The sequence below is a fragment of the Telluria sp. RT2P19 genome, from assembly GCF_059685725.1.
The window spans coordinates 51087-74588 of sequence record NZ_JCASIL010000022.1 but is presented as its reverse complement, the minus strand read 5'-3'; the positions used below and the strand labels follow the sequence as shown (position 1 = coordinate 74588).

Sequence of the window (23502 nt, the reverse complement as noted above, 5' to 3'; positions counted from 1 at the left end):
GGATCAGGAACCGAGCAGCGTGAACCCGGCCCAGTAATAGGGGTGGCCATAGGCGGGCCGCGAGGCCGGTTCGTCGACCGCCTTCAAGCCGCGCGCGTGCGTGGTGCGTGCGCCACCTTCCGGCGCCGCACGGCGGATCTGGCGCAACTGGGCCGTGCGCAGCGCCTCCGGCTTGCCGGCGCCGCGTCCCAGCGTCCGGTAGAAGTCGGTCATCAGCGTGGCGGTGGAGCGGTCCGGGACGCGCCACAGGCTGGCCAGCACATGGCGCGCGCCGCGCGCGCGGGCCAGCCACGCAAGACCCGCCAGTTCGCGGCCGGTGGCGTCGATGCCGGCCGGCACCGCCGTTTCGCAGGCCGACAACGTCAGCAGGTCCAGGCCGGCAAAGCGAAAGCGCGCCTGCGCCAGTTCCGCCAGGCTCAGTTGCTGCCCCTGGCCCAGCACCAGGTAGGAGCCGTCGTCGCGCCCCGGACGCAGCACGAAGTGGCTGGCGATATGCACCATGCTGCTACGCTGCAGGGCGCGCTCGAGGGCGGCGGCGGTAAAACCGGCATCGAGGTAAGTATGGCTGGGTATCCCGCCCTCCCCGCCGATCGCGCCGACCGCCTGCAGCTCGCGCGCCACGAACGGCAGGGCCGGCAAGTCGCCGCTGGCCTGGCTTTGCCCGAACAGGGCGACCGACCGTGGCCGCGGGGCGACCGGCTGCTTGAGCACGCCGCCGTGCGTGTCGATGTCGGCGCTGCCCGCCACCTGCAGCGGCAGGCGCTCGACCAGCCACTGGCGGCCATCGTGCAGCATGGCGAATGGCAGGTAGCGCAGCACGCCGTTCAGCGACAGCGTCAGGCTGCGCGCGCGGGAAAGCTCCGGCAGCACGGGATCGAGCAATTGGCGGAACAGGCGCTGGGCCTGCGCACGTGGATCACGGCCGGGATTTTGCGCCAGGCTGCGCAGCAGGGCGATGTCGCGCACCAGACCCGACTCGTCGACGTCCAGCGTCACCACGCGGGCGATGCTGCCATGCTGGACCACGAGGCGAATGCGCTGTTCGCCGACCAGGTAAGTCAGGTGCAGGCGGCCCGGCGCCAGCGTGGCCAGTCCTGTGCCTGCGCGCTGCTCGATGCCTGCCGCGGCGCCGGCGGGCTGCACCGCGGGCGGCTCTCCCTGCGCACTCCACTCCCGGGTCGCCTGGTCCAGTACGCCCTGCATGGCCGCCTGCGCCGCCGCCAGTGCGGCCTCCCCGTCGGCGTTGCCCTGCGCCTGGCGCGCCCGCGCCCCGGCCAGCGTTTGCGCGGCCTGCTCGAGCGTGCGTACGCGCAGTGCGAACTGGCGCCCCGGCGCTTCGTCGATACCGTCGAAACGCAGGCGCGCGATACGGACATCCTCGCCGCCGTCGGTAGCGACGATATCGTCGGTAGCGGCGGTGGCGGCGGTAGCGGCGCCGCGCACCAGGTCATGGAATTCATTGTGCTCCACCATCGCCAGCACGCGCTCGGCCTCGCCGATGCGGCGCCGGTCGAGCAGCTGGTCGACCAGCCGCTGGTAGGCCTCCTTCTTCAACTGGACGAAGCTGTGCTGCTGCTCGACCGGCAAGCCGGTCGTGTTTTCGCGGGCCGCCTGCAAGGCGTTCACAGCCACTTTGCCGAGGAACACGGCGTGCGCCCCTTGATCGAGTTCGCTCAACTGGGCGGCGGCGCGGGCCTGCAGCAGCGTGGAGCGATTGGCCAGTCCGATCGCCATGGCGCGGGCGCCGTGCACGCGCGCCAGCGCCCGGTCGGGGCCGCGCGCGTGAAGCGCGGCGGCATCGAGCAGCGCGCTGGCGTAAGCGGGATGGGACAGGCCGCGCTGCGCGCCCACCTGCTGCGCGAGCGCGCTGCTGCGCGCGGCCAGCGCGGCCAGGTCGGCGGCGTCGGTGCCGGCCCGCTCGGCGCGTACCGCGTCCTGCGCCAGCGCGATGTCGAGTTGCCCGTTGGCGCCCGGATCGGGCAAGGCCGCCACCCGCCGGGCCAAGTCGGCGAGGACGCTTTCGGCCTGCGCCAGCCGGCCCAATGCGCGCAGCGCCTGCGCAGCCAGCATGATGGCGCTGCGCTCGTCGCCGTCCAGCTCACCATGGCCGCGCGCCAATGCGGCGGCGCGTTCGGATTGCGCCAGCGCCTCGTCCGCCTGGCCCAGCGCCAGCAGCGCCCTGGCATGGTCGAGCTGGTGCGCGACGCACGAGGCGGCGACGCCACCCGGGATGGCCAGGCAAGCTTTCAGCGCCGCCTGCGCCGCGGCCGCCGAGCGGCCGAGACGGTTGTTGGCCAGCTGGGTCTTGGCGACGTCCTGCCAGGCATTCACGGTCTGGGCGTGGTGCTCGCCCAGCGCCGCGCGGCGGATGCGCAACACCTGTTCGGCCTCGCCGGCCGCCTGCGCGGTCTCGCCCAGGCGTAGGTGAATGCGCGCCACGCGCGCCAGCGCGTAGCTGGTGTCCACCGCATCGGGACCGAGGCGCCGTACCGCACTGGCCAGTCCCAGCTCGGCAAAGCGCAGGGCTTCGGCGTCGTTGCCGGCCTGGGTATGCCAGGTAGCCAGATCCTGCGTGCTGGTCTGGGTTTCGGTGCGGTCCTGGCCGAACGCCGCCAGCCGGATCCGGTAGGCGCGCTCCAGGTAGTGGTAGGACTCCTGCATCTTGCCTTGCCCGAGCAGCAAGGCGCCGACATCGCGCATGCCCCAGGCGTGGTCGGTGCTGTCGGTGCCGGACGTACCTTCCCAGATGTCCATGGCCTCGCGTGCATACGGCAGGCCGCGCGCGTAGTCGCGCGTGACCAGGGCGATGCCGGACATATTCGACAGGCTGGTGCCGTAGGAACTGGCCTTGGTGCCGATCAGCCGTCCCTTGGCCTGCAGCGCCTTCTCGCCCCACGCCCAGGCCAGGTCGTAGCGGCTCCACTGGCGGTACAGATACATCAGCTCGGCCGGGTAATACATGGCCTCTCGGTCTGGATCGCCGGGATGCGGGGCGGTGCCGAGCTGCTGGCGCAGGGCCCACCCTTCGAGCAGGGCCGACTCGCTTTCGGTATAGCGGTGCACATGATGCAGTGTCTTGCCATACCTGAGCAGGCTGGCCGAGATGCCCTGCTGGTCACGGGCCGCACGGCACAGGCGCAGCGCCTGTTCGTACGACGCGATCGCTTCCGGGTAGCGCTCTTTGTCGAACGCCTGTTCGCCCAAGTCGATCAGCGCATCGGCCGCCGGCTGGCAGCTGCCGGCGTCGGCCGGCGCTGCCAGCGCCGCCTGTGCCGGCAATGCGCCCGCCGCCATGCACAGCCAGCCGGCCAATGCGAGCGTGGACAAGGTGGCGCCGCAGCGCGGGCGCCGCCTCATTGCCGGGCTCCCGGCGCCACTTGCCAGCTGATGCGCGCCACCTGCGCCTGCTCTGGAAGATGGCGGCTTGCATGGAGCGCGCCGCGTTGATTCTCATCCGCCGTGTTCGCACGCAGGGCGTCGAACAGGGCGAACCGGCGCGGCATTGCGTCATTGGCGGCCGGCGCGGCCACCAGCACCAGCCATTCCGGCGCACCGGCGGCGCCCTGGACCGTGACCTCGAATTCGCGTTCGAAGCGGCCCGCCTCCGACTCGAGCGCAGACGGCAGCCGGTTGCTGTCGCCTTCATGACGGGGAAACACGCGGGTGGCCGGCCCAACCAGCGGCAGGTGCACGATGCCGGCGTCGACCGAGCTTGCGCCACCATTCTCGACGATCACGCGCAGGCGCGTGCCGGGCGCCAGCTGCCCCAGGTCGCGGTCGACGAACGGCAGGCTGAGGTGATGGCCAAGGCCAGCCCGGCCGGGCGCCCTGATCTCGATGCGTGCCCGCAGCAGCGGGGCCGCTGCCGCCGTCGACGGCAGCGCCAGCACGGCGCCGACGACGGCGGCGCGCTCACGCAGGGCGGGCAATTCGTCGTCGCGCACGCGCAGACGGACTGCGCCGAGGCCGGGCAGGGACAGCCCGATCGTGCTGGCGCCACGACGCCGCTCCAGCACCGTCAGCGCCGGCGCTGCCCCAGGCAGGCGCCTGGCCCATCCCGGGCCCGCGGCGGAGTCGCCCAGCGGCGCCAGCCGCGCTTCGTTCCAACCGGTTTCGGTCACGCGCCAGGCGCCGGCCCCGCGCTGCAGGACGTCGTCCACCCGCAGGCCGTCGAGGCGGCCATAGGGCACGTACCAGCCGCGTTCATCCTGGCGTACCGGCCACAATGCCGGCACCTCGCCGGCCGTCCACAGCGCCTGTTCCAGTGCGCCGGCGTACACCGGCGAAGGGCGCGCACTGGCTGGCAGCTGGCGCGCGTCGAGCTGCTGGCGGTAGTAAGCGCTGGTGAGGCTGGCCCATGCCAGGTAGCTGGTCGGATTGTCGCGCAGGCCGGCGATCAGGGCACGCGTGAAAATGCCGCGCGCCTGGCCGGGATAATCGCTGGCGAGCGCCTCGGCGCTGCGCTGCTGCGGTTCGGCGGCGAAGAAGCCGATGAACAGCGGCCGCTCGCGCGGACTCGCCGCCGGCTCCGGCGTTGGCGCCTTCAGCAAGGTCGCGGACGCGGGCCGCCGCGCCAGGCTGGGCGAGCCTGATGTCCCGACGAAGGCGGCGCTGGACAGGCCGCGCCAGGCCAGGCCGGCGTCGCCGCGGGTGCTGCCGGCCGCATGGCAGCTGTCGAACATCGCCACGACCTGGACACCGCGCGCCGCGAGGGCGTCGATTGCCCGGCCGATATCGGCGCTGCTGACGGTGCCGGCGAGCTGGCGGCTGCGGGCATCGATCCGGGCATCCTGCGCCAGCAGCTGCACCTGCTGTCCGGACGGCGTCTGCCACAGGCTCGGGCGGCCCGGCATCAAGAGCCCGTGGCCGGACCAGTAGATGACCAGCACGTCGTCCGGCTGCAGGGTTGCGCCATAGCGCGCCAGCTGGGCCAGGACGGCGGCGCGGGTCGGCGCCGCCGCGCCATCGACGCCATCGGCCAGGCTGACGATGCGTGCTGCCGCGAAGCCTTGCGCCTGCAACGCCTTGCGCATGGCCGGCACGTCGTGGCGTGGCCCGCCCAGCCAGGCGCTGCGCGGCAGCGCAGGCGGACTCGACACCCCGACCAGCAACGCGTGCCGCTCGGCCGCCCCGGCCGGCATGCCGACGGCGCCCGCCAGCCATAGTGCAATGAGCCAGCGGCGCATCAGGGGGGCGGGAGTGGTGACCATGAGAAAGATTATGAACAGCCGATCGGGTTCTGTCGACCAGATCGACGCAAACCATGCACCGTGAATATTTTTGGAAAATCCGGAAAATAATCCCGCCCGGTGCGTTCTGGTCAACGAATAACACAGCAACAGGCTGCGCTCGCAGACCTGAAAACCGACACTGGGAGAACCACCATCATGAACCATCGCGGCAAGATTTTGCGAGACACCAACGCCGGCCCCGGCCTGCTCAGCAGCGGCGGCAACCAGCATCCATTCACCCTGGAGACGCACTGGAAATCCGACCTGCCGCCGAAGGTCGGCATGGTGGTCGACGTGGCGCTCGATGGCGCCGGCAGCCTGGCCGCGGTGATGCCGGTGGCCGACTCCCAGCTCGCCAAGGAGCAGGCCGAACTGGCCATGCAGGCTGCCAAGGCCAAGGGCGGCGCACTCGCGGCGGGCCTGACGGCGCGCTTCGGCCTGCCGACCCTGGTGTCGATTGCCGCGCTGGCGGCGGGCTGGTTCGTCCTGAACACCATCGCGGTCCAGCTGTCGGCCCAATACGGCGTCGGCATGTCGTTCTGGAAGCTGCTGGGCGTGCTCAATTCGCCGGCCGGGCTGATGGGTGGGCTCAGCGGCGGCGGCGCCAGCAGCGGCATCTACGGCATCCTGTGCATCGTGGCCCTGCTCGCGCCCCTGCTGCCGCAATTCTGGAGCGACAAGCGCGCGCATCTCGGCGGCATGCTGCCGTTGGCCTTCATGCTGCTGGTGGCGCTGATGTTCTACTTCGGCATCAATGACAGCGTGAAGCAGGCGCAGGGCGCGGCCAGCATCTTCGGCGGCGAACAGGCCGCGCGCATGGCCGAAAGCGTCAGCAGCATGATGCTGCGCGAAGCCATGCGCGCCATTTCCTTCGGCGCCGGCGCCTACCTGTCGCTGCTCGCCGGTCTCTACCTGGCCGGCCGCGGCCTCATGAAATTCCTGGCCGCCAAGGCCTGAACCAACCCGACCATTCTGACCGAGGAACATCATGTCCCACCACCCACATTCGCTCGTTCGTCGTCCACTCGCCAGCGTGCTGGCGCTGGCCCTGCTGGCCGGCCTCGCCGGCTGCAAGGACAAGGCGCCGGCCGATGCGGCCGCGGCGCCGAACCTGGCCGACGCCACCCAGCCGGCCGTCATGGCCGAACAAGCCAAGGAAGAAGCCAAGAAGCAGGCGCTCGCCAACCTGCCGAAGGGCGATCCCAATACCCCGGCCAGCAACTACGTCGAACTCGACAGCGGCAACCAGATCATGTTCGCCTACCTGGGCACCGCCGGCATGCCGATCGATTACAACGAAGTGGCCAACACCTATTCACGCGACTACCGCTCGGCTTCGGACGAATTCATGAAGAACGACCTGCTCAAGGCGCTCAGGGTCAAGATCGACGCCGGCGTGGCGCAGGCGGCGCAGCAGCGCTATGTGAAGCTCGAGATCGCCGACTCGATCCAGAAATACGATTTCGAGCAAAAGGGCTTCCCGCTCGATTCCTCGGTCTGGGAAAAAGGCTCGTACCGCTATTTCGGCGACAACAGCAACTACAAGATCGGCTTCAACAACGGCGCCGACTTCCGCTACCTGAGCGTTCCGGACGAAGCCAAGGCGCGCGTGATCGAGGGCTTGCGCAGCAAGTACGAGTCGCCGCGCACGGTGGTGTACGGCTATGTGCAGGACGCCGACGTCAGCTCGAAAGTGGTGCTGGCCCAGATCCTCAAGGTCGAACTGGTCGACCGCAGGGGCAACGTTCTCGCCAGCCAGAACGCGCAATAAAAACCTGTCCCGGGGGCGGCGTGCCGCCCCCGCTGTTCATTCTGCTTCTCATCCAAACGACAAGATTCAAGACCATGAAAAAATCCATTCCGACCCTCGCCTGCCTGTCCAGCCTGGCCCTGCTGACTGCCTGCACCACGGTGCAACCCAACACCATCCGCGAAGTCAATGACAGCCATGTCAGGCAATGCAGGCTGGCCGGCCCGGTCCAGGGTTCCGACGCCATCTTCGTCGGCCTGAGCGCGGCCATCGGCTCCAAGAACGCCAAAGCGAAAGCCATGAACGAAGCCGTGCGGCTCCAGGCGACCGACGTGGTCTGGTCGCAACAGGGCACCAGCATGACCAACGAATGGGTGGGCAAGGCCTACGTCTGCAAGTAAGGCCTTGCCGGTTCAGCGCCGTTCGCGCCACCACAGCAGCAGCATCGCGGCGGCGAACGCCAGCGCGAACGGCCAGGCCGGCATGGGACGTGTCGGCCCGTCTTCCCCTTGCACCGGCGTACGCGCGGCATAACGCGCCGTCGCATCGCGCTTTTGCATCGCCTGCCATTGCGGCCAGTCACCCGCGGCGTACACATACACGGCGTGCGCCCCAGCCTTGCTGTCGTTTATTTCCAGCCAACCGGATTGTTGCGGCCACAGCGCAACGCATGACGCGTCGGCCTGGTCCGCGCGCGCCTGCCAGCGCATGGCTTGCTTGCGTTGCGGGAAAGCGACCTCGCCGCCGACGCCGCGTGCGCATACTTCCAGGCGCTGGCCGGGCAGCGGCATCTCGCGCGGGGCCAGCCATTCGCTCTCCTGGCGGCGCTCGACGCCGGCGCGGTCGAGCACACCCTGCCACCACAACGCCAGCGCGCGCGGTTCGGCGATCGCATGACGGTGCCATTCGGTCACCCCCAGCCAGGCGATGCGTCCCTTCTGCCAGTCGCGGGTCCAGACCATGTTCTCGGAACCGCGCCACGGGCCAGCGTCGCGCGCCGCCGGCAGCAACGGCGCCAGCGGCATTTCCAGCGGAGCCGCCAGCTTGCCGCCCAGCGGCTGTACGCGCAGCGGCAGTTGCAGGGTGCGCGACCAGATCCCCGGATCGTTCGCATTCCCTCCCAGCACCAGCAGCGGCATGCCGTCGGCTACGCGTTTCAGCAGTGCGCTGCGTTCGGCGCCGCCCATGCGCTCGAACCAGGCGGCGTCGATCACCATCAGATTCGGGGCCGTCATTTCCTCGCGCGGCGCCTCGGTGCGGGTGATGGCGCGGCCCAGCGTGACCCGCCAGTCGAGCAGCGCACCGCTGCCAGCCATCAGGTCATTGAGCACGCGCAGGTCGAACGATGGCGCGCCGAAACGGCCCACCACCTGCAGCAGCGCCGGTGCGTGCACGGTGAACGGCACCGGGCCTTCGGCGATCACCTTGTCGTCGGCGCCCAGCAGGCGCGCCTTGAGCACGAGGCGTTCGGCCACCGGCGGCATCCATGCGACCGTGAGCGTACCCGCGCCGCTTGCCTGGGCGATGGGTTGGCCGTTCTCGGCCAGCAGCTCCAGGCGCGCCTCGGTCTGGTCGTCACGCTCGACGCGCAGGATGAACTGGCGGCCCAGCGCGACCTGGCTCGGGAACGCCAGGCGCAGCGCGCCGTCCTTCGGGGCTTGCCAGTCGAGCGGCAGGGCCGGCAAGTCGTTCCATGCGGCCGCACGCAGGCCGTCGCCTTCCAGTCTGAAGGCGTTCACGCCCTCGAGCGACAGCGGCGCCGCCGCCGGGTCGATGGCCAGCGTGCGGCCGGCTTCGCCCGGCACGCGCAGGTCGGCGGCGAGCAGGACCAGGGCGATGGCGGCGACGACCACCAGCAGCGATTCGAGCCATTGGCGCCCGCGCAGGTACAGCAAGGCGCTGACGGTACCCGCCAGGGCGATGACGGCGATGGTCAAGGTCTGGTTCATGGCTGGCCCGCCTCGCGCCAGTTGCGTGCAAACGGCGTCTCGACTGTCGACGTGGCCTGCAGCAGCACCTGGCCCTCGCCGGCGCCGCTGCGCAGCCAGGCGCGCAGTACGGGACGGCAGGCGATGCAGCCGTCGGCCACGTCCTGGATCGCGCGCTGGGCGGCCAGGCGCTGCTCGTCGTCCTTTATGCGCGTGCGGACCCAGTCGTTGGCGGTGCGCATCCACAGGGCCGGCAGCGGGGCCTGGCCGGACAGGGCGCCGACCAGCGTACGCAGTTCTTCCGGTAGCGGAGCATCCTGGCCGGCCTGTTCGCGGCGGTAGCTGGCGGCGCCCGCCATCTCACCCGTCATGCGCTTTTCTTCCATGATCGGCGGCGGAGTAAAAGCGGTCTTGTGCAGGTAGATGCGCTCGGCCTGCTGCAATTCCTTGATCGCTTCGAGCGCCTTGTGCTCGGGCGGCAGCGCGGTCTTGGGCGAAATGGCGCGCAGCGACTTTTCGGCATCCCACATCGCGACCAGCGCGCGGCGCAGCACCTTCTTGGTGCCCTCGTCGTACATCGTCGCGTTCTCGGCCTCGTCGTGGGCGTGTCCGTAGGTTTCCAGGATGTGCTGGGTTTCGTTGACGATGGCGCTCTTGCGGGTATTGGGGCTGCCATGGTCGTGGCCGTGGCCTTCCTCGTGCGGATGCTCGCCGGGGCCGTGGTCATGGCCTTCATGATCGTCGTGGTCGTCCTGCTCTTTTGCGCCACCCATGCCGGAACCGGCGTTGTCGGCGAACAGGGTCGACTCCTCGCCCAGGAACTGGCCGTAGCGCCGGCGCAGCTGCGCCTGGTCGTTGGCGATGCGTTCGCTGCGGTCGCGCACATCATCCGCCGCCATCTTCGTACCGCGCATGTCGGCGATAAGCTGCTCTGTATCGATGATGATCTGGCGCTGGCTGCGCAGCGAGGCCGGCTTGACCAGCGACGGCATCGCCGCGCTCTCTTCTTCCGCCTCCTGTTCCGGCGCCGGCCGGCGCACGGTGTAGGTGGGCGACTGCACGGTCTGGGGACGGCCGGCGTTGTCGGTCGCGCGCACGAAGAAATACAGCTCGTCGCCCGGCTCCAGCTCCAGCTCTGCCAGCGACCACTGTTTCGACCAGTTGCGCTGTTTCGGGTCGCTCGAGGCCGGCAGCGGCATCTCGCGGTCGGTGAATTTCACGTTCTCGCCGCTACCGCGCGCCAGCGTCATGTGCAGGGTCGCGCGGCGGATCGCGTAGTCGTCGCGCACCTGGATGGCCATCGCGGTGCTGGTCGCATTCTCGCGCAGGTCCTGGATCATCTGCGTCGGCGCGCTGATCAGGATTTCAGGCGGCTGGTCGGGAATCACGCGCAGGGTGTGACGTGCGCCGCGCCAGCGCCATACCACCGACTCGGTGGCGGTCCAGCGCGCGCATTCCTTGCCCGGATCGAGCATCTGTCCGTTGCCCAGTTCAATCGTGTTGTCCCCTGCCGTGCCATCCTTCAGGCACCAGCTGACGACGGTCCGTTCCGGCACCTGCAGGTCGCGCGGCGCCGATTCGGACGGCTTGATGCCGGTATAGGCCGGCGGCGCCAGCTTGAGACTCAGCCGGGCCAGGGTGGCGGCGGTCGCGCTGCCGACCGGGCTTGGCGCCACGGGGGCGGCGCCCTCGGACGGCCTGGCGGCGGCGTACCACACCATCGCCGCCAGCACGGCGCTGACCAGGATGATCGGATAGCCGGCCGAGACATGCTGCCTGACGATCTGGCGCAGCTGGGCCGGCGAGATGACGGCGTCCAGGCGGTCGAACAGGCGCTGCTGCTGCAGGCGGGCGATCGGGGAATCGGCCTGCTCGAGCAGGGCCGCGCTGTCTTCCATCTCGGGCACGGCGCCATCCAGCCAGGCGGTCCATTCGAAGGTGACGCGGCGGCGCAACTTGACCCAGTCCAGCGCGCACCAGCCGGCCCAGGCCAGCAGGCCCGGTCCCGACGGAATCGCCAGCCATGGCAGGGCCCCGCCTATCCACAGCGGCAGGCGGCGCAGCTGGGCTGCGCGCCATACCCGTTTGGTGATCTCAACGCCTCCGTGCATGCGTGAGACTCCTTTCCAGAACAAAGAGTGCGGCCAGGACGGCCAGCAGGATACCGCGCAGCGCCCCGCCCGGCGCCGGGGCCTTGGCGCCCTGCGTGGCCGTGAACACCTGCGCCGACATCATGAACGGACGCGGGCCGACGTGCAGCTGCTGCCAACTGTCGAGCAGCGCACGCGCGGCGTCGGGATGTTGCGGCGGCCAGGCGGCATGATGCCACAGGCGGCCGCGCGCGCTGTCGGCGTAGCGCAGGCCGTTCAGGTCACGCGCCTTGGCCAGTTCGGGGAAGGCGGATGGGTGCGTCACCCACCACAACCCGGCGCGCAGCGAGGCCGGCGGCGCTTCGGCACGGTCCCAGATGATCAGCGTCGTGGCGGTGCCGGGCGTGTCGTCGATGACGACCTTTTCCGGCCCTGCCTGTGCGGCGAACATGCGGCGCCACTCGCCGCCGCGTTCGCTGGCGATATGGACGTGGCGCTCGACCTTGGCAGGCGCCGCGGCCTGGGTGCGCACCTCGACCTGGCGGCCAAATACCGGCTTCGCGGCCGGCATCGGCACGTCGCCCAGCACCAGCAGGCGCGCATCCGACCGCCATTCACGTTCGTGCGTGTGCACCCAGCCCAGCACCTGCGCGGCCGGCAGCGCGACGCGCTCGGCGCTTGCCAGGCCGGCCTGCTTCACCTCGCGCTCGACCCACGCCGGATCGGCGCCCTGGGTGACGACGACCGTATCGCCGCGCCATGGATAGACCGGATCGGCGAGCCAGGCGATGAGCGCCACAAGCAGCAGGCAGCGCACCAGCAGCAGCAACGGATCACTCCAGCGCCAGATGCGGGTCTGGCGCGGTTCGGCGCGCGGCAGGAAGCGCGCGGTCGACAGCAAGGCGGCCTTGTTCTGCACGCGTTTGCGGCGATGCCACCAGACCGGCAGCAGCAGGATGGGCAGCGCGAGCCACCAGAATGCATTCATGACGTCACCTTCCCGGTCGCCGCAGCCAGCGCCGCAGCACCTCGATCGGCGACTGCTCGATCGCAGCCAGCGTCAGCGGCATATCGTTCTTGCGGCATTGCGCCGTGACCGCGCCGAAGTGCGCCTCGCGGTTGCGGCGGTAGCCTTCCTTGAGGTCGGCGCCGAAACGGAACACGCCTTCTTCCTGTTCCGGGTCGCGGTAGGCCAGTTCGCTGGCAAAGCTGGCGTCGACCTCGGCCTGCGTCTGCAAGCCCAGCACGCGCACGTCGTGGCGCATCTGGCGCAGTCTCGTCAGGGCGATCGACAGCGGCGACGGCCAGTCGAGCAGGTCGCTGGCCGCGTAAATCGCGCTTGGCGCCTGGGCGAAATGCAGGCTGGCCTTGAGGGTGGCGGCGTCGGGCAGGCTGCCTGCCGGCTCGGCGCGCTGGAGCTGGGCCAGCACGCGCTGCAGGTGACGTGGTCCACGCGATGCTTCCGTGAACGCCACCTTGCCGTCGCCGAGCACCACCAGGCCGAAGGCGTCGCCCTGGCGCTGGGCGATCGCGGCGACGCAGCCGAGCAGCATGCGCGCATAGGCCAGCTTGTCGAGACCGTCGACGCTGCGGCTCGGCTCCGCCATCGAGGCGCTGGCGTCGAGCACCAGCCAGACCGCCACGTGGCTGTCGCGCTCTGCCTCGCGCACGAAGTAGCGGTCGGCCCGCGCCGCGAGTTTCCAGTCGACCCGGCGCCACTCGTCGCCGGGGACGTAGGCGCGGTACTCGGAGAACTCGACACCCGCCCCGCGCTCGCGCCCGGCATGGATGCCGTGCCCGAGGCCGGCCAGCACGTGGCGGATCACGAGGTCGAGTTTCCGCGTATGCGCGATCAGCGCTGTATTCGCTAACGACATGGTGCAAATGCTGCCCTTACGGCACCTTGATCTCGTTACGCAGCGCCTGCAGCACGTCGGCGATGGCGATGCCGTCTGCCTCGGCCTCGAAGTTGCGCAGCACGCGATGCGCCAGCACCGGCAGCAGCATGGCCCCGATGTCGTCGCGGGTCACGGCGAGGCGGCCCTGCATCAGCGCGCGCGCCTTGGAAGCCAGCACCAGCGCCTGGCCGGCGCGCGGGCCGGCGCCCCAGCCGATATGCCTTTTCACCGCGTCCACCGTCGTCTCGCTGGGGCGGGTGGCGCGCACCAGGCGCGTGGCATAGCGCACCAGGTGGTCGCCGATCTCGATGTCGCGCACCAACTGCTGCAGGCGCAGGAGCGTTTCGACATCCATCACCGGTTCGGCGTCCGACAGGCCCGCATGGGTGGTGCGCGAGACCATCAGCACTTCTTCGTCCTCGGTCGGGTAGACCACATCGATGCGCAACAGGAAGCGGTCGAGCTGGGCCTCGGGCAGCGGATAGGTGCCGGCCTGCTCGATCGGGTTTTGCGTCGCCAGCACGAAGAAGGGCCGCGGCAGCTTGTGCGTGTGGCCGGCGAAGGTCACCGAGCGTTCCTGCATCGCCTCCAGCAGCGCCGACTGGGTCTTGGGCGGAGCGCGGTTGATCTCGTCGGCCAGCAGCACTTGCGTGAACACCGGGCCTGGCTGGAAACGGAACACGCGCTGGTGGGTGCTTGCGTCTTCTTCCAGGATCTCGGTGCCGACGATATCGGACGGCATCAGGTCGGGCGTGAACTGCACTCGGCGAAACTGCATGTCGGTGGCCTGCGCCAGCGACTTCACGAGCAGCGTCTTGCCCAGGCCCGGCACGCCCTCGACCAGCGCGTGGCCACCCGCCAGCAGGCAGGTGACGAGTAGATCGACCACGTCTTCCTGGCCGATGATCACGCGCGCCATGCTGGCTTTCAGCGCGCCCACTTTCGCCGTCAGGGCGGCGATATCCTGTTCACTCCACGCTACTGTATCTTGTTGCGACACTGGTCATGCTCCCAACGCATATTGAATGATGTTCACCGCAAAGCGGGTATTGTCGACCGCAAGGAAACGCTTGTTGCGAAAGTCGTAATCCCACTCGCAGCCATAGTCCTTGTTCGAGTACAGCACGCGTATGCGCCCGCCAATCTCGATCGCCTTCAGGTACTCGTGCACCAGGTCGTCGCCCCAGCCATTGAGTTCCATCGACGTCGTCGGCGGTCCGTCCTCGAACTTGAAGAAGCACGAGTACAGCGGATGGTTGTTCGGGATCTTCTTGAGCGCATGCAGCCCGAAGATCTTCGCCATCTCGGCCTCGAACGACTTGGCGAACAGGCCGTCGATGTCGTGGTTGCAGTCGTCCACCAGCACGAAGCCGCCGCCGCGCACGTATTTCTCGAAATTGCGCCGTTCCGCTGGAGTGAACTGCACCAGCTTGTGGCCGGCCAGGTAGCAGAACGGCGCCTGCAGCATCTTCGGATCCGACAGGGCCACCATGCGCTCCGTCGTATCGACCCGCAACGTGGTGTACTCCACCAGGGAGTTGAGCACGTTGCTGGGCATGCGGATATCTACGTCCCAGTTGCCCGATTCATACATCAGGCGCGTGAAGTAGAAGTCGAAACTCGCCATGTCAACGCTCGATCGTCAGACCGCGTCGGACAGCGAGGTGAAGTTGAAGTCGCGCACCTTCATCGGCGGCAGCACCATCTGGAACGGCACTTCGTCGCCGCCGATGATCTGCGGCTTGCCCAGCTCGTCGATATTGTTCAGGATCGTGACGGGGCTCTCGTTGAAGCGGAAGTTCTTGAGCGGGTACTTGATCTTGCCGTTCTCGACATAGAAGGTGCCGTCGCGGGTCAGGCCAGTGAGCAACAACGACTGCGGGTCGACCATGCGGATATACCAGGTGCGGGTGACCACGATGCCTTTCTTGGTGCCTTCGATCAGCTCTTCTAGCGACTTGGTGCCGCCGGCCATGATCATATTGCCGTGGCCCGCGGTGGCGCGCTTGCCGGTCTTCTGGGCCCAGTAGCGCGAGTAGTCCAGCGCAGCGATGCGGCCATCCTTGATCAGCTGCGTGCGCTCGCGCGCCAGCAGCGACTCGTTGTCCCAAGGTGCGACCGGCACGTCCTTGTCCCACGGGTCGGCCCACACGTTCACCTGGCTGTCGAACAGCTTGTCGCCCAGGCGGTTCTTGCCGCCCGCTTTCGACAGGAAGCTGCGGCCTTCGTCGGCCGAACGCGCATCGAAGGCGCTGAACATATTGCCCAGGATTTCCGAGGTCGCCGCCGGCTCCAGGATCACGGTATAGCGGCCCGGCTCCAGGGCGCGCGCCTCGACCGAACGCAGCGCCTTTTCGATCGCGACTTCCGACGCTTCGCGCGCGTCGAAGCGGGCAGCGTCGACCGCCGAGCGAGTGACCCAGCCCGAACCGCGGCCGTCTTCGGTGCGCGCGGTGAGGCTGAACGACAGGTCGGTGAAGTCCTGGTGGCCGAACACGCCGTTCGAGTTGGCGATGGTCGAGAAAGCGGTGCGGTCGGTGAAGAAGCCGGCGGTGACCAGCTTGTTCTTGCGCGCCAGCTCGATGCTGGTGGCCGCGACCTGGGCCCGGAAGTCCGGGTCGATCTCGGCGGTCTTCGGCACGAAGGTACTGGTGGCGCGGTATTCCTGCTGCGCGATTGCCGGCATGAACTCCGGGTTCTCGGGCGACAGCCTGGCCAGCTCCTCGGCGCGGCGCACCGCTTTTTCGAGCGACTTGTCGTCGAATTCATTGACCACGGCAGTGCCGCTGCGCTTGCCGAAGGCCACGCGCACGACCAGCTGCATGTCTTCGGTCAGGCCGGCGGTCGACACGCTGTTGCGCGCGAAGCGCACATTGCCGACACGGCTGCCTTCGATCGCCACCGTGCACTCGTCGGCTTTCGACAGCGACAGTACGCGATCGGTGATGCGTTTTGCTTGTTCCTGGTTCAGGGCTTTCATCCTGGTCTCCTTATCCGATCTTGCGTGCGGTGTTGATGACGTTGATGCCGTTGAAGCGCGTGGTGCTCGATCCGTGCGACACCGCGCTCACCTGACTCGGCTGGCCCTTGCCGTCGAAGAAGGAGCCGCCCATGCGCCAGTCGCGCTCGTCGCAGATGGCCGAGCAGGCATTCCAGAATTCCTGGGTATTCGCCTGGTAGGCCACGTCTTCCAGCGGTCCGGTGATCTTGCCGTTCTTGATCTCGTAGTACAGCGTGCCGCCGAACTGGAAGTTGTAGCGCTGCTGGTCGATCGAGTAGGAACCGCGGCCCAGGATGTAGATGCCCTTCTTGACGTCCTTGACCATCTCGTCCGGCGTCAGGCGCGCTTTGCCCGGCTCCAGCGAGACGTTCGGCATGCGCTGGAACTGCACCGTGCTCCAGCTGTCGGCATACGAGCAGCCGTGCGATTCCTTTTCGCCGATGATGTGGGCCTGGTCGCGCGTCGCCTGGTAGTTGACCAGGATGCCGTCGCGGATGATGTCCCACTTCTTGGCCGGCACGCCTTCGTCGTCATAGCCGATCAGGCCCAGCGAACCCGGGGTGGTGCGGTCGGCCACAAAATTGACACGCTCGGCGCCGTACTTGAATTTCTTGGTCTGCCACTTGTCGAGGCCGGCGAAGCTGGTGCCAGCGTAGTTGGCTTCGTAGCCGAGCACGCGGTCCAGTTCCGTCGGGTGGCCGACGTTTTCGTGGATGGTCAGGAACAGGTGTTCGGGCGACAGCACAAGGTCGTACTTGCCCGGCTCGACCGACTTGGCGCTGAGCTTCTCGCGGGCCTGCTTGCCGGCCAGGCGCGCATCCTCGACGATGTCGTAGGAGCGCGTGTAGAGCGTGGTGACGCCGCCGGCGGCGCGCACCTTGTCCTCGGCGCGGGCGTCGAAGTATTCATAGCCCATCGACGCCGGTGCGCCAAGACCGCCGCGCGAGCGGAACTTGCCGGTGGCCTTGTCGACGGCGGTGGCGTTGATCGGGGCCCACAGGCGGTGGATGTCCTGGTCGATGTACGAGCCGTCGGTCGAGGCGAAGTATTTTTGCTGGTTGATCTGGAACAGCGAGGCGGTCATGAAGTTCGCGCCCGCATCCAGCCCGGCCTTGTTGGCGGCGATCAGCATGTCGGCCTTTTCCTTGACCGGCAGCGTGCGCCAATCCTTCACGATCGGCGTGGCCCACGCCACTTCGCCGACGCCCTTCACCGGCGCCAGGCGCACCGGTTCAAGCTGCAGTCTGGCGTTGGCCTTGGCGATGGCCACGGCCTGGCGCGCAGCGGCGGCGACGCCGTCGGTCGTCATCGCGTTGGTCGAGGCAAAGCCGTAGGCGCCGTCGGCGATCACGCGAATACCGACGCCGCTCGACTCGGTGTTGTTGATGCTCTCGACGTTCAGATCGCGCGTGATGATGAACTGGTTCAGGTAGCGGCCGATGCGCACGTCGCAATACGAGGCGCCGGCCTTGGTCGCCGCGCCCATCGCGGTGTCGGCCAGGGCCTTCTTGGCGCTTCGGGCCATCGGGTTGAGCAGGTCTTCGGCCGCGATCGCGTTGCCGAATACCGGAATAAGCATGGCGCCAGCGGTGCCGGCGCCGATCTGCAGGAATTTACGACGTTCCATGAATTCTCCAGGTGCGGTGCCCTCGGGCATCCGCGTGGGCGGACAAGCCGCCCACCCTACGTTAAACAGCGTCCGACAGCGACGTGAAGTTGAAGTCGCGGATCTTCATCGACGGGATCAGCATCGAGTAGCGCGCCTCGTCGGCGCCGATCACCACCGGCTTGCCGATTTCCTCGATATTGTTCAGCATCGAGACCGGGCTCTCGTTGAAGCGGAAGTTCTTGATCGGATGCTTGATCTTGCCGTTCTCGACGTAGAAGGTGCCATCGCGGGTCAGGCCGGTCAGCAGCACCGATTGCGGGTCCACCATGCGGATGTACCAGGTGCGGGTCACCAGCACGCCCTTCTTGGTATTGGCGATCAGCTCCTCGGTCGTCTTGTTGGTGCCCGCCATGATGATATTGCCGGCCGCGCCCACCGCGCGCTGCTTCTTCTGCTGCGCCCAGTAGCGCGAGTAGTCGAGGGCGTTGATCTTGCCGTCCTTGACCAGCTCCACGCGTTCGCGCGGCAGCATGTTCTCGTCCCACGGCAGCACGGCGACGTCCTTGTCCCACGGGTCGGACCAGATATTGACCTGGCTGTCGAACAGCTTGTCGCCCAGGCGGTTCTTGCCGCCCGCCTTCGACAGGAAGCTGCGGCCCTCGTCGGCGCGGCGCGCGTCGAAGCCGCCCAGCATGAACGAGAGCAGGTCGGACGTCGCGGCCGGCTCCATGATCACGGTGTAGCGGCCCGGCTCCAGCGCTTTCGCATCGACCGAGCGCAGTGCCTTCTCGATCGCGATCTCGGCCGCTTCGCGCGGGTCGAACTTGGTGACGTCGCGCGCCGAGCGCTTGACCCAGCCCGAACCGCGGCCGTCTTCGGTGCGCACGGTCAGGGTGAAGTCGAGCGAGGTCGCGACCTGGTGGCCGAACAGGCCATTCGAGTTGGCGATGGTCTCGAAGCTGGTGCGGTCGGTGAAGAAGCCGGCCGAGACAAGGCCGCGCTTGCGGCAGCCTTCTATCGCGTAGGCGGCGGCCTGCGCGCGGTATTCGGGATCGATCTCGGCGGTCTTCTGCACGAAGGTGTCCGACGGCTTGTACTCGGTCTTGGCGATCGCCGGGATGAATTCCGGATTGTCCGGCGCCAGCTTCGCCAGGTCTTCGGCGCGGCGCACGGCGCGTTCGATCGACTTGTCGTCGAACTCGTTGATGGTGGCCGTGCCCTGCTTCTTGCCGAAGGCGACCTGCACCTGCACGCGGGTGTCGTCGGCCAGGCCGGCGGTCGAGACCGCGTTGCGCGCGAAGCGGATATTGCCGATGGTGCTGCCTTCGACATTGACGATGCACTCGTCGGCCTTGGTCAGCGACATTACGCGGTCGCTGATCTTCTTGGTTTGTTCCTGGGTCAAGATGCTCATATGCGTTCCTGCCTTAGCCGATCTTGCGAGCGGTGTTGATCACGTTGATGCCGTTGAAGCGCGCGGTCGAGGAACCGTGCGAGACGATGCTGATCTGCGGCGGCTGTCCCTTGCCGTCGAAGAAGGAGCCGCCCATGCGCCAGTCGCGCTCGTCGCAGATCGCGCTGCAGCCGCCCCAGAATTCCTGGGTGTTCGACTGGTAGGCCACGTCTTCGAGCATCTGGCCGATCTTGCCGTCCTTGATCTCGAAGAACAGCTGGCCGCCGAACTGCGAGTTGTAGCGCTGCTGGTCGATCGAGAACGAGCCGTCGCCGATGATGTAGATGCCTTTCTTGATGCCCTTGACCATCTCGTCCGGGGTCAGCTTGGCCTTGCCCGGCGCCAGCGACACGTTCGGCATGCGCTGGAATTGCACCGTGTTCCAGCCGTCCGCGTACGAGCAGCCGTGCGATTCCTTCTCGCCGATGATGTGGGCCTGGTCGCGCGTGGCCTGGAAGTTGACCAGGATGCCGTCCTTGATGATGTCCCAGCGCTTCGACTTGACGCCTTCGTCATCGTAGCCGATCGCGCCCAGCGAACCCGGGGTGGTCTTGTCGGCGTAGATATTGACGATCGGTGCGCCATACTTGAAGCTCTTCGACTGCAGCTTGTCGAGGGTGGCGAAGCTGGTGCCGGCGTAGTTGGCCTCGTAGCCCAGCACGCGATCGAGTTCGGTCGGGTGGCCGACGTTCTCGTGGATGGTCAGCCACAGGTGTTCCGGCGACAGCATCAGGTCGTACTTGCCCGGCTGGACCGACTTGGCGGTCAGCTTGCGCTTGGCGTCGCGGCCCGCGGCGCGCGCGTCTTCCACGATGTCGTAGGTCTCGGTGTACAGCGTGGCGACGCCGCCGGCGGCCTTGATCTTGTGCTCGGGGCGGGCGTCGAAGTATTCATAACCCTTGCCGACCGGGGAGCTCAGGCCGTCGCGCGAGCGGAACTTGCCGGTGGCCTTGTCGACCGCGGTGGCCGACAATGGCGCCCACAGGCGATGCACGTCCTGGTCGATGTACGAACCGTCGGTCGATGCGAAGTATTTTTGCTGGTTGACCTGGAACAGCATCGAACGCATGAAGTTGGCGCCGCCTTCCATGCCCGCCTTGTTGGCGGCGATCAGCATGTCGGTCTTCTCGGCGATCGGCACCGCGCGCCAGTCCTTGGTGAACGGCGTGCGCCACGATACGTCACCGACGCCCTTGACTGGTGCAAGCTGCACCGGTTCGGTCTGCAGCTTGGCATTGGCCTTGGCGATCGCCACCGCCTGGCGCGCGGCATTGGCGATGCCGTCGTTCGACATGTCCGAGGTTGCGGCGAAGCCGTAGGCGCCGTTCACGATCACACGCACGCCGACACCGGCCGATTCCGTGTTGGCCACGTTCTCGACGTTCAGGTCGCGGGTGGTGATGAACTGATTGAGGTAGCGGCCGATGCGCACGTCGGCATAGCTGGCGCCGGCCTTGGTGGCGGCGTTCAGCGCGACGTCGGCGAGCGCCTTCTTGGCGGCGACGGGCATCGTGCTGACCAGTTCCTCGGCAGCGATCGCGCGACCGAAAGGCAGCAGCATCGAGGCGGCGGCCAGGCTGCTGAGATTGAGAAAGGTACGGCGTTCCATGTGTTCTCCTGAATGACCAACTTCCGGGCAGCGGTTCCGCAGACAGCTCGGCGCCGCTCTTGTAAGTACATCGCTTTTGTCGTGGATTTGCCTGGGTGGTACGCGGCAAACCTCTCAACCATAGCAGCAACTTAACGTTTTGAATAGGCAATCTTTGTGCCACCTCAATGCACTGATCTGTGCGTCTGTTTAGCAGTGTCCGGAGTGTGTCCGCGCAGTGTCCGGGTGTCCGGCGCGGACGCCGCGCGGACAGTCAATACAAGCAGGCGATCCGCGCAGCCGCCTGTGCGAGGAATGCTTGACTGTCCGCCTTGCCTGTTCGATCATCTGCGCGGCGACGGCGGCATCCTGGCCTGCCGTCCGACCCACCACGGAGACTTCGCACGATGAAACGACTGATCCTGGCCGCGATGCTGGCAACCGGCATTGCCGGTGCCGCCCACGCGGACGACGCCCTGAAATCCGCCATCGCCGGCGAGCACCGCGCGGCCGCCAACAAGGCCCGCGACAACTACCGCCACCCCTACGAAACCCTCACCTTTTTCGGCATCAAGCCGAACATGACGGTGATCGAGCTGTCGCCGGGCGGCGGCTGGTACACCGAGATCCTGGCGCCCTACCTGCGCGACCAGGGCAAGCTGTATGGCGCCGTACCGGACGCCGAGAGCCGCGGCGGCAAGGCCTTCCGCGAACGGATGGCGGCCAATGGCACCGTGTACGGCAAGGTGACGCCGGTCCTGTTCGCGCCACCGACCAGCTTCGAGCTGGGCGCCCCGAACAGCGTCGACATGGTGGTCACCTTCCGCAACCTGCACAACTGGCTCGGTAATGGCGACGACGCCGTGCTCACCGTCCTGAAAGAGGCGCACAAGGTCTTGAAACCGGGCGGCGTGCTGGGCGTGGTCGAGCACCGCCTGCCGGCGAAGATGCAGCAGGATGCCAAGGCCTCGAGCGGCTACATGCATGAGGCATACGTGATCCGCATGGCCGAACGCGCCGGCTTCAAGCTGGCCGCCAAGTCGGAGGTGAACGCCAATCCAAAGGACACCGCCGACCATGAGAAAGGCGTATGGACCCTGCCGCCGGTGTTGAGCAACAAGGACAAGGACCGCGAGAAGTACCTGGCCATCGGCGAGAGCGATCGCATGACGCTCAAATTCGTCAAACAGTAAGCCCGGTCGCCCCGTCACGCAGGAAGCCAATCCCAGCCTGCGTGACGATCCATGTATTTCCTTTTGCGGCGGGCGTGTATATTCTTCCGGTTGCATCCTGAATCGCCCAACCGAAGGAAACCATGAAGACTCTGCCGACTTTGCGACTGGCCGCCCTCCTCCTTGGCGTCTGCGGCGCCGCGCATGCCCAGGACACGGTGCCGCCCGAGGTCCAGGCCATGCCTGTTCCAGCCCCGGCACCCGCGGTTGCACCCGTCGTTGCACCACCCAGCGCGGCCAAGAGCACCGTACCCGCGCCGGTGCTGCCCGCGGTCGAGAACTCGGTCGTCAAGATCTTCGCGACCATCCGCCGTCCCGAACCCTACAAGCCCTGGACCAAGGCGGCGCCCAGCGCGGTCACCGGTTCCGGCGTCATCATCGAGGGCAAGCGTATCCTGACCAACGCCCACGTGGTGGGTTACGCCAGCCAGGTCGAGGTGCAGGCCAGCCAGTCGGGCGACAAGGTCGCGGCCAAGGTCATCGCGCTGGCGCGCGGCATCGATCTCGCCGTGCTGGAGCTCGAAGACCCCTCCTTCTTCGACCAGCGTCCGCCGGTGGCGCGCGCGCCGGTGCTGCCCGACGTGCGCCAGCAGGTGTTCGCCTATGGCTATCCGGTCGGCGGCAATTCGCTGTCGACCACCACCGGCATCGTTTCGCGCGTGGAGTTCGTCAACTACGGTGCCTTCAGCTCCGGGCTGCGGATCCAGATCGATGCCCCGATCAACCCCGGCAACAGCGGCGGGCCGGTGGTGGCCGGCGACCGGATGATCGGCCTGGCCTTCGCCGGCGCGCTCAATGCCCAGAACATCGGCTACGTGATCCCCAACGAAGAAATCGAACTGTTCCTGCGCGACGTGGCCGACGGCCGCTATGACGGCAAGCCGCTGCTGCACGACAGCGTGCAGACGCTCGAGAATCCGGCGCTGCGCCAGTACCTCAAGCTGGATAAATCGGTCGAAGGCGCGGTGGTGCACCGGCCGTATCGCGTCGACGCCAGCTGGCCACTGAAGGAATGGGACGTGATCACCCATATCGGCGAGCATGCGGTCGACAACCAGGGCATGGTCAAGCTGGGTTCGAGCCTGCGCGTGCGCTTCCAGTACCGCATCCAGCAGGTGGCGAAGAACGGCAAGGTGCCGATGACGATCATTCGCGCCGGCAAGCCAATGAAGGTCGAGGTGCCGGCCACCGGCCCGCGTCCGCTCCTGATCTCGGACCTGGACGGCGGCTATCCGTCGTACTTCATCTACGGCCCGATGGCCTTCTCGCGCGCCACCAGCGAATTCATGAGCTTTGTCGCCGGCAGCGCGGTGGGGATGAACGCCTATGCCTTCAATGCCAGTCCGCTGGTCACGCTGCGCGGCGATTCGCCGACGCCGGAACGCGAGGAGCTGGTGGTGATCAGCGCGCCGTTTTTCCCGCACAAGCTGGTGAGCGGCTATAACAACCGCTTCGGTTCCGTGATCGAGTCGGTGAACGGCCAGCCCGTGCGCAGCCTGCGCCACATGGTGGAACTGCTGCGCGACCTGAAGGACGAGCAGCTGGTGCTGCGCTTCGACCAGCGCTACGGCGAGACCATGATCCTGCCGCGCCAGGCGACGCTGGCGGCGACCGAGGCTATCCTGTCGGATAACGGGATCAGGACGCAGGGGTCGGAGGACATGATGAAGGTGTGGGAGCGTAAATAAGCACTCCCGGCCTCACGATGAAAAAGCGCCCGCG

Annotated in this window: 17 protein-coding genes; 5 read left to right on the top strand and 12 right to left on the bottom strand. The window is 67.7% G+C overall.

Annotation, left to right across the window (positions count from 1 at the left end; genetic code table 11):
* Positions 1–3: 3 nt before the first annotated feature.
* A complete protein-coding gene (locus AC56KW_RS22225) occupies positions 4–3357 on the bottom strand; it encodes a CHAT domain-containing tetratricopeptide repeat protein (protein ID WP_497172827.1) in 3354 nt (1117 codons plus the stop codon).
* The gene (locus AC56KW_RS22220) at positions 3354–5210 is read right to left on the bottom strand and encodes a caspase family protein (protein ID WP_497172826.1); all 1857 of its coding nucleotides are present in this window, start codon (positions 5208–5210) and stop codon (positions 3354–3356) included. The genes AC56KW_RS22225 and AC56KW_RS22220 overlap by 4 nt, the downstream gene beginning before the upstream one ends.
* A gap of 177 nt (positions 5211–5387) precedes the next feature.
* On the opposite strand from AC56KW_RS22220, the gene AC56KW_RS22215 reads away from it, so the two are divergent.
* The 3 genes from AC56KW_RS22215 to AC56KW_RS22205 all read left to right on the top strand — a co-directional run bounded on the left by AC56KW_RS22215 (position 5388) and on the right by AC56KW_RS22205 (position 7382).
* Positions 5388–6188 (top strand): hypothetical protein, encoded by an 801-nt coding sequence (locus AC56KW_RS22215; protein ID WP_497172825.1) that lies wholly within the window; start codon positions 5388–5390, stop codon positions 6186–6188.
* A 31-nt stretch (positions 6189–6219) separates the two neighbouring features.
* Positions 6220–7002: a hypothetical protein gene (locus AC56KW_RS22210; protein WP_497172824.1), complete on the top strand. Its 783-nt coding sequence runs from the start codon at positions 6220–6222 to the stop codon at positions 7000–7002.
* 74 nt (positions 7003–7076) lie between these two features.
* Complete coding sequence (locus tag AC56KW_RS22205) at positions 7077–7382, top strand: hypothetical protein (protein WP_497172823.1); 306 nt, start codon at positions 7077–7079, stop codon at positions 7380–7382.
* A 12-nt stretch (positions 7383–7394) separates the two neighbouring features.
* Here the strand turns inward: AC56KW_RS22205 and AC56KW_RS22200 are convergent, their stop codons facing one another.
* The 10 genes from AC56KW_RS22200 to AC56KW_RS22155 all read right to left on the bottom strand — a co-directional run bounded on the left by AC56KW_RS22200 (position 7395) and on the right by AC56KW_RS22155 (position 20569).
* Positions 7395–8930: a hypothetical protein gene (locus AC56KW_RS22200; RefSeq protein ID WP_497172822.1), complete on the bottom strand. Its 1536-nt coding sequence runs from the start codon at positions 8928–8930 to the stop codon at positions 7395–7397.
* Entirely contained in the window at positions 8927–11020 is a 2094-nt protein-coding gene (locus AC56KW_RS22195) for a hypothetical protein (protein WP_497172821.1), read from the bottom strand. Before AC56KW_RS22195 ends, AC56KW_RS22200 begins: the two co-directional genes overlap by 4 nt.
* Positions 11004–11987: a BatA domain-containing protein gene (locus AC56KW_RS22190; protein WP_497172820.1), complete on the bottom strand. Its 984-nt coding sequence runs from the start codon at positions 11985–11987 to the stop codon at positions 11004–11006. The genes AC56KW_RS22195 and AC56KW_RS22190 overlap by 17 nt, the downstream gene beginning before the upstream one ends.
* A gap of 4 nt (positions 11988–11991) precedes the next feature.
* Positions 11992–12876, bottom strand: a complete 885-nt coding sequence (locus AC56KW_RS22185) for a DUF58 domain-containing protein (protein WP_497172819.1) — start codon at positions 12874–12876, stop codon at positions 11992–11994.
* Between the two features lie 16 nt (positions 12877–12892).
* Positions 12893–13897 carry an AAA family ATPase gene (locus AC56KW_RS22180; protein ID WP_497172818.1) on the bottom strand — a complete coding sequence of 335 codons (1005 nt, stop codon included), beginning with the start codon at positions 13895–13897 and terminating at the stop codon, positions 12893–12895.
* Positions 13898–13900: 3 nt separating this feature from the next.
* Positions 13901–14524, bottom strand: coding sequence for a DUF4159 domain-containing protein (locus AC56KW_RS22175; RefSeq protein ID WP_497172817.1), 624 nt, complete (start codon positions 14522–14524; stop codon positions 13901–13903).
* Between the two features lie 15 nt (positions 14525–14539).
* Complete coding sequence (locus AC56KW_RS22170) at positions 14540–15877, bottom strand: TldD/PmbA family protein (protein WP_497172816.1); 1338 nt, start codon at positions 15875–15877, stop codon at positions 14540–14542.
* 10 nt (positions 15878–15887) lie between these two features.
* Positions 15888–17525: a TldD/PmbA family protein gene (locus AC56KW_RS22165; RefSeq protein ID WP_497172815.1), complete on the bottom strand. Its 1638-nt coding sequence runs from the start codon at positions 17523–17525 to the stop codon at positions 15888–15890.
* 61 nt (positions 17526–17586) lie between these two features.
* On the bottom strand, positions 17587–18921 hold the full coding sequence (locus AC56KW_RS22160) for a TldD/PmbA family protein (protein ID WP_497172814.1): 1335 nt from the start codon (positions 18919–18921) through the stop codon (positions 17587–17589).
* 13 nt (positions 18922–18934) lie between these two features.
* Positions 18935–20569, bottom strand: coding sequence for a TldD/PmbA family protein (locus AC56KW_RS22155; protein ID WP_497172813.1), 1635 nt, complete (start codon positions 20567–20569; stop codon positions 18935–18937).
* A gap of 386 nt (positions 20570–20955) precedes the next feature.
* Between AC56KW_RS22155 and AC56KW_RS22150 the strand changes: the two genes are divergently transcribed.
* The gene (locus AC56KW_RS22150) at positions 20956–21741 is read left to right on the top strand and encodes a class I SAM-dependent methyltransferase (RefSeq protein ID WP_497172812.1); all 786 of its coding nucleotides are present in this window, start codon (positions 20956–20958) and stop codon (positions 21739–21741) included.
* Positions 21742–21863: 122 nt separating this feature from the next.
* Positions 21864–23468, top strand: a complete 1605-nt coding sequence (locus tag AC56KW_RS22145) for a S1C family serine protease (RefSeq protein WP_497172811.1) — start codon at positions 21864–21866, stop codon at positions 23466–23468.
* Positions 23469–23502: the final 34 nt, after the last annotated feature.

Coding starts and splice junctions, on each gene's coding strand:
- AC56KW_RS22155 (WP_497172813.1), bottom strand. CDS start 20,569: ATGGAACGCCGTACCTTTCTCAATCTCAGCAGCCTGGCCGCCGCCTCG.
- AC56KW_RS22225 (WP_497172827.1), bottom strand. CDS start 3,357: ATGAGGCGGCGCCCGCGCTGCGGCGCCACCTTGTCCACGCTCGCATTG.
- AC56KW_RS22200 (WP_497172822.1), bottom strand. CDS start 8,930: ATGAACCAGACCTTGACCATCGCCGTCATCGCCCTGGCGGGTACCGTC.
- AC56KW_RS22185 (WP_497172819.1), bottom strand. CDS start 12,876: ATGTCGTTAGCGAATACAGCGCTGATCGCGCATACGCGGAAACTCGAC.
- AC56KW_RS22205 (WP_497172823.1), top strand. CDS start 7,077: ATGAAAAAATCCATTCCGACCCTCGCCTGCCTGTCCAGCCTGGCCCTG.
- AC56KW_RS22215 (WP_497172825.1), top strand. CDS start 5,388: ATGAACCATCGCGGCAAGATTTTGCGAGACACCAACGCCGGCCCCGGC.
- AC56KW_RS22145 (WP_497172811.1), top strand. CDS start 21,864: ATGAAGACTCTGCCGACTTTGCGACTGGCCGCCCTCCTCCTTGGCGTC.
- AC56KW_RS22175 (WP_497172817.1), bottom strand. CDS start 14,524: ATGGCGAGTTTCGACTTCTACTTCACGCGCCTGATGTATGAATCGGGC.
- AC56KW_RS22210 (WP_497172824.1), top strand. CDS start 6,220: ATGTCCCACCACCCACATTCGCTCGTTCGTCGTCCACTCGCCAGCGTG.
- AC56KW_RS22160 (WP_497172814.1), bottom strand. CDS start 18,921: ATGAGCATCTTGACCCAGGAACAAACCAAGAAGATCAGCGACCGCGTA.
- AC56KW_RS22195 (WP_497172821.1), bottom strand. CDS start 11,020: ATGCACGGAGGCGTTGAGATCACCAAACGGGTATGGCGCGCAGCCCAG.
- AC56KW_RS22190 (WP_497172820.1), bottom strand. CDS start 11,987: ATGAATGCATTCTGGTGGCTCGCGCTGCCCATCCTGCTGCTGCCGGTC.
- AC56KW_RS22165 (WP_497172815.1), bottom strand. CDS start 17,525: ATGGAACGTCGTAAATTCCTGCAGATCGGCGCCGGCACCGCTGGCGCC.
- AC56KW_RS22170 (WP_497172816.1), bottom strand. CDS start 15,877: ATGAAAGCCCTGAACCAGGAACAAGCAAAACGCATCACCGATCGCGTA.
- AC56KW_RS22150 (WP_497172812.1), top strand. CDS start 20,956: ATGAAACGACTGATCCTGGCCGCGATGCTGGCAACCGGCATTGCCGGT.
- AC56KW_RS22220 (WP_497172826.1), bottom strand. CDS start 5,210: ATGGTCACCACTCCCGCCCCCCTGATGCGCCGCTGGCTCATTGCACTA.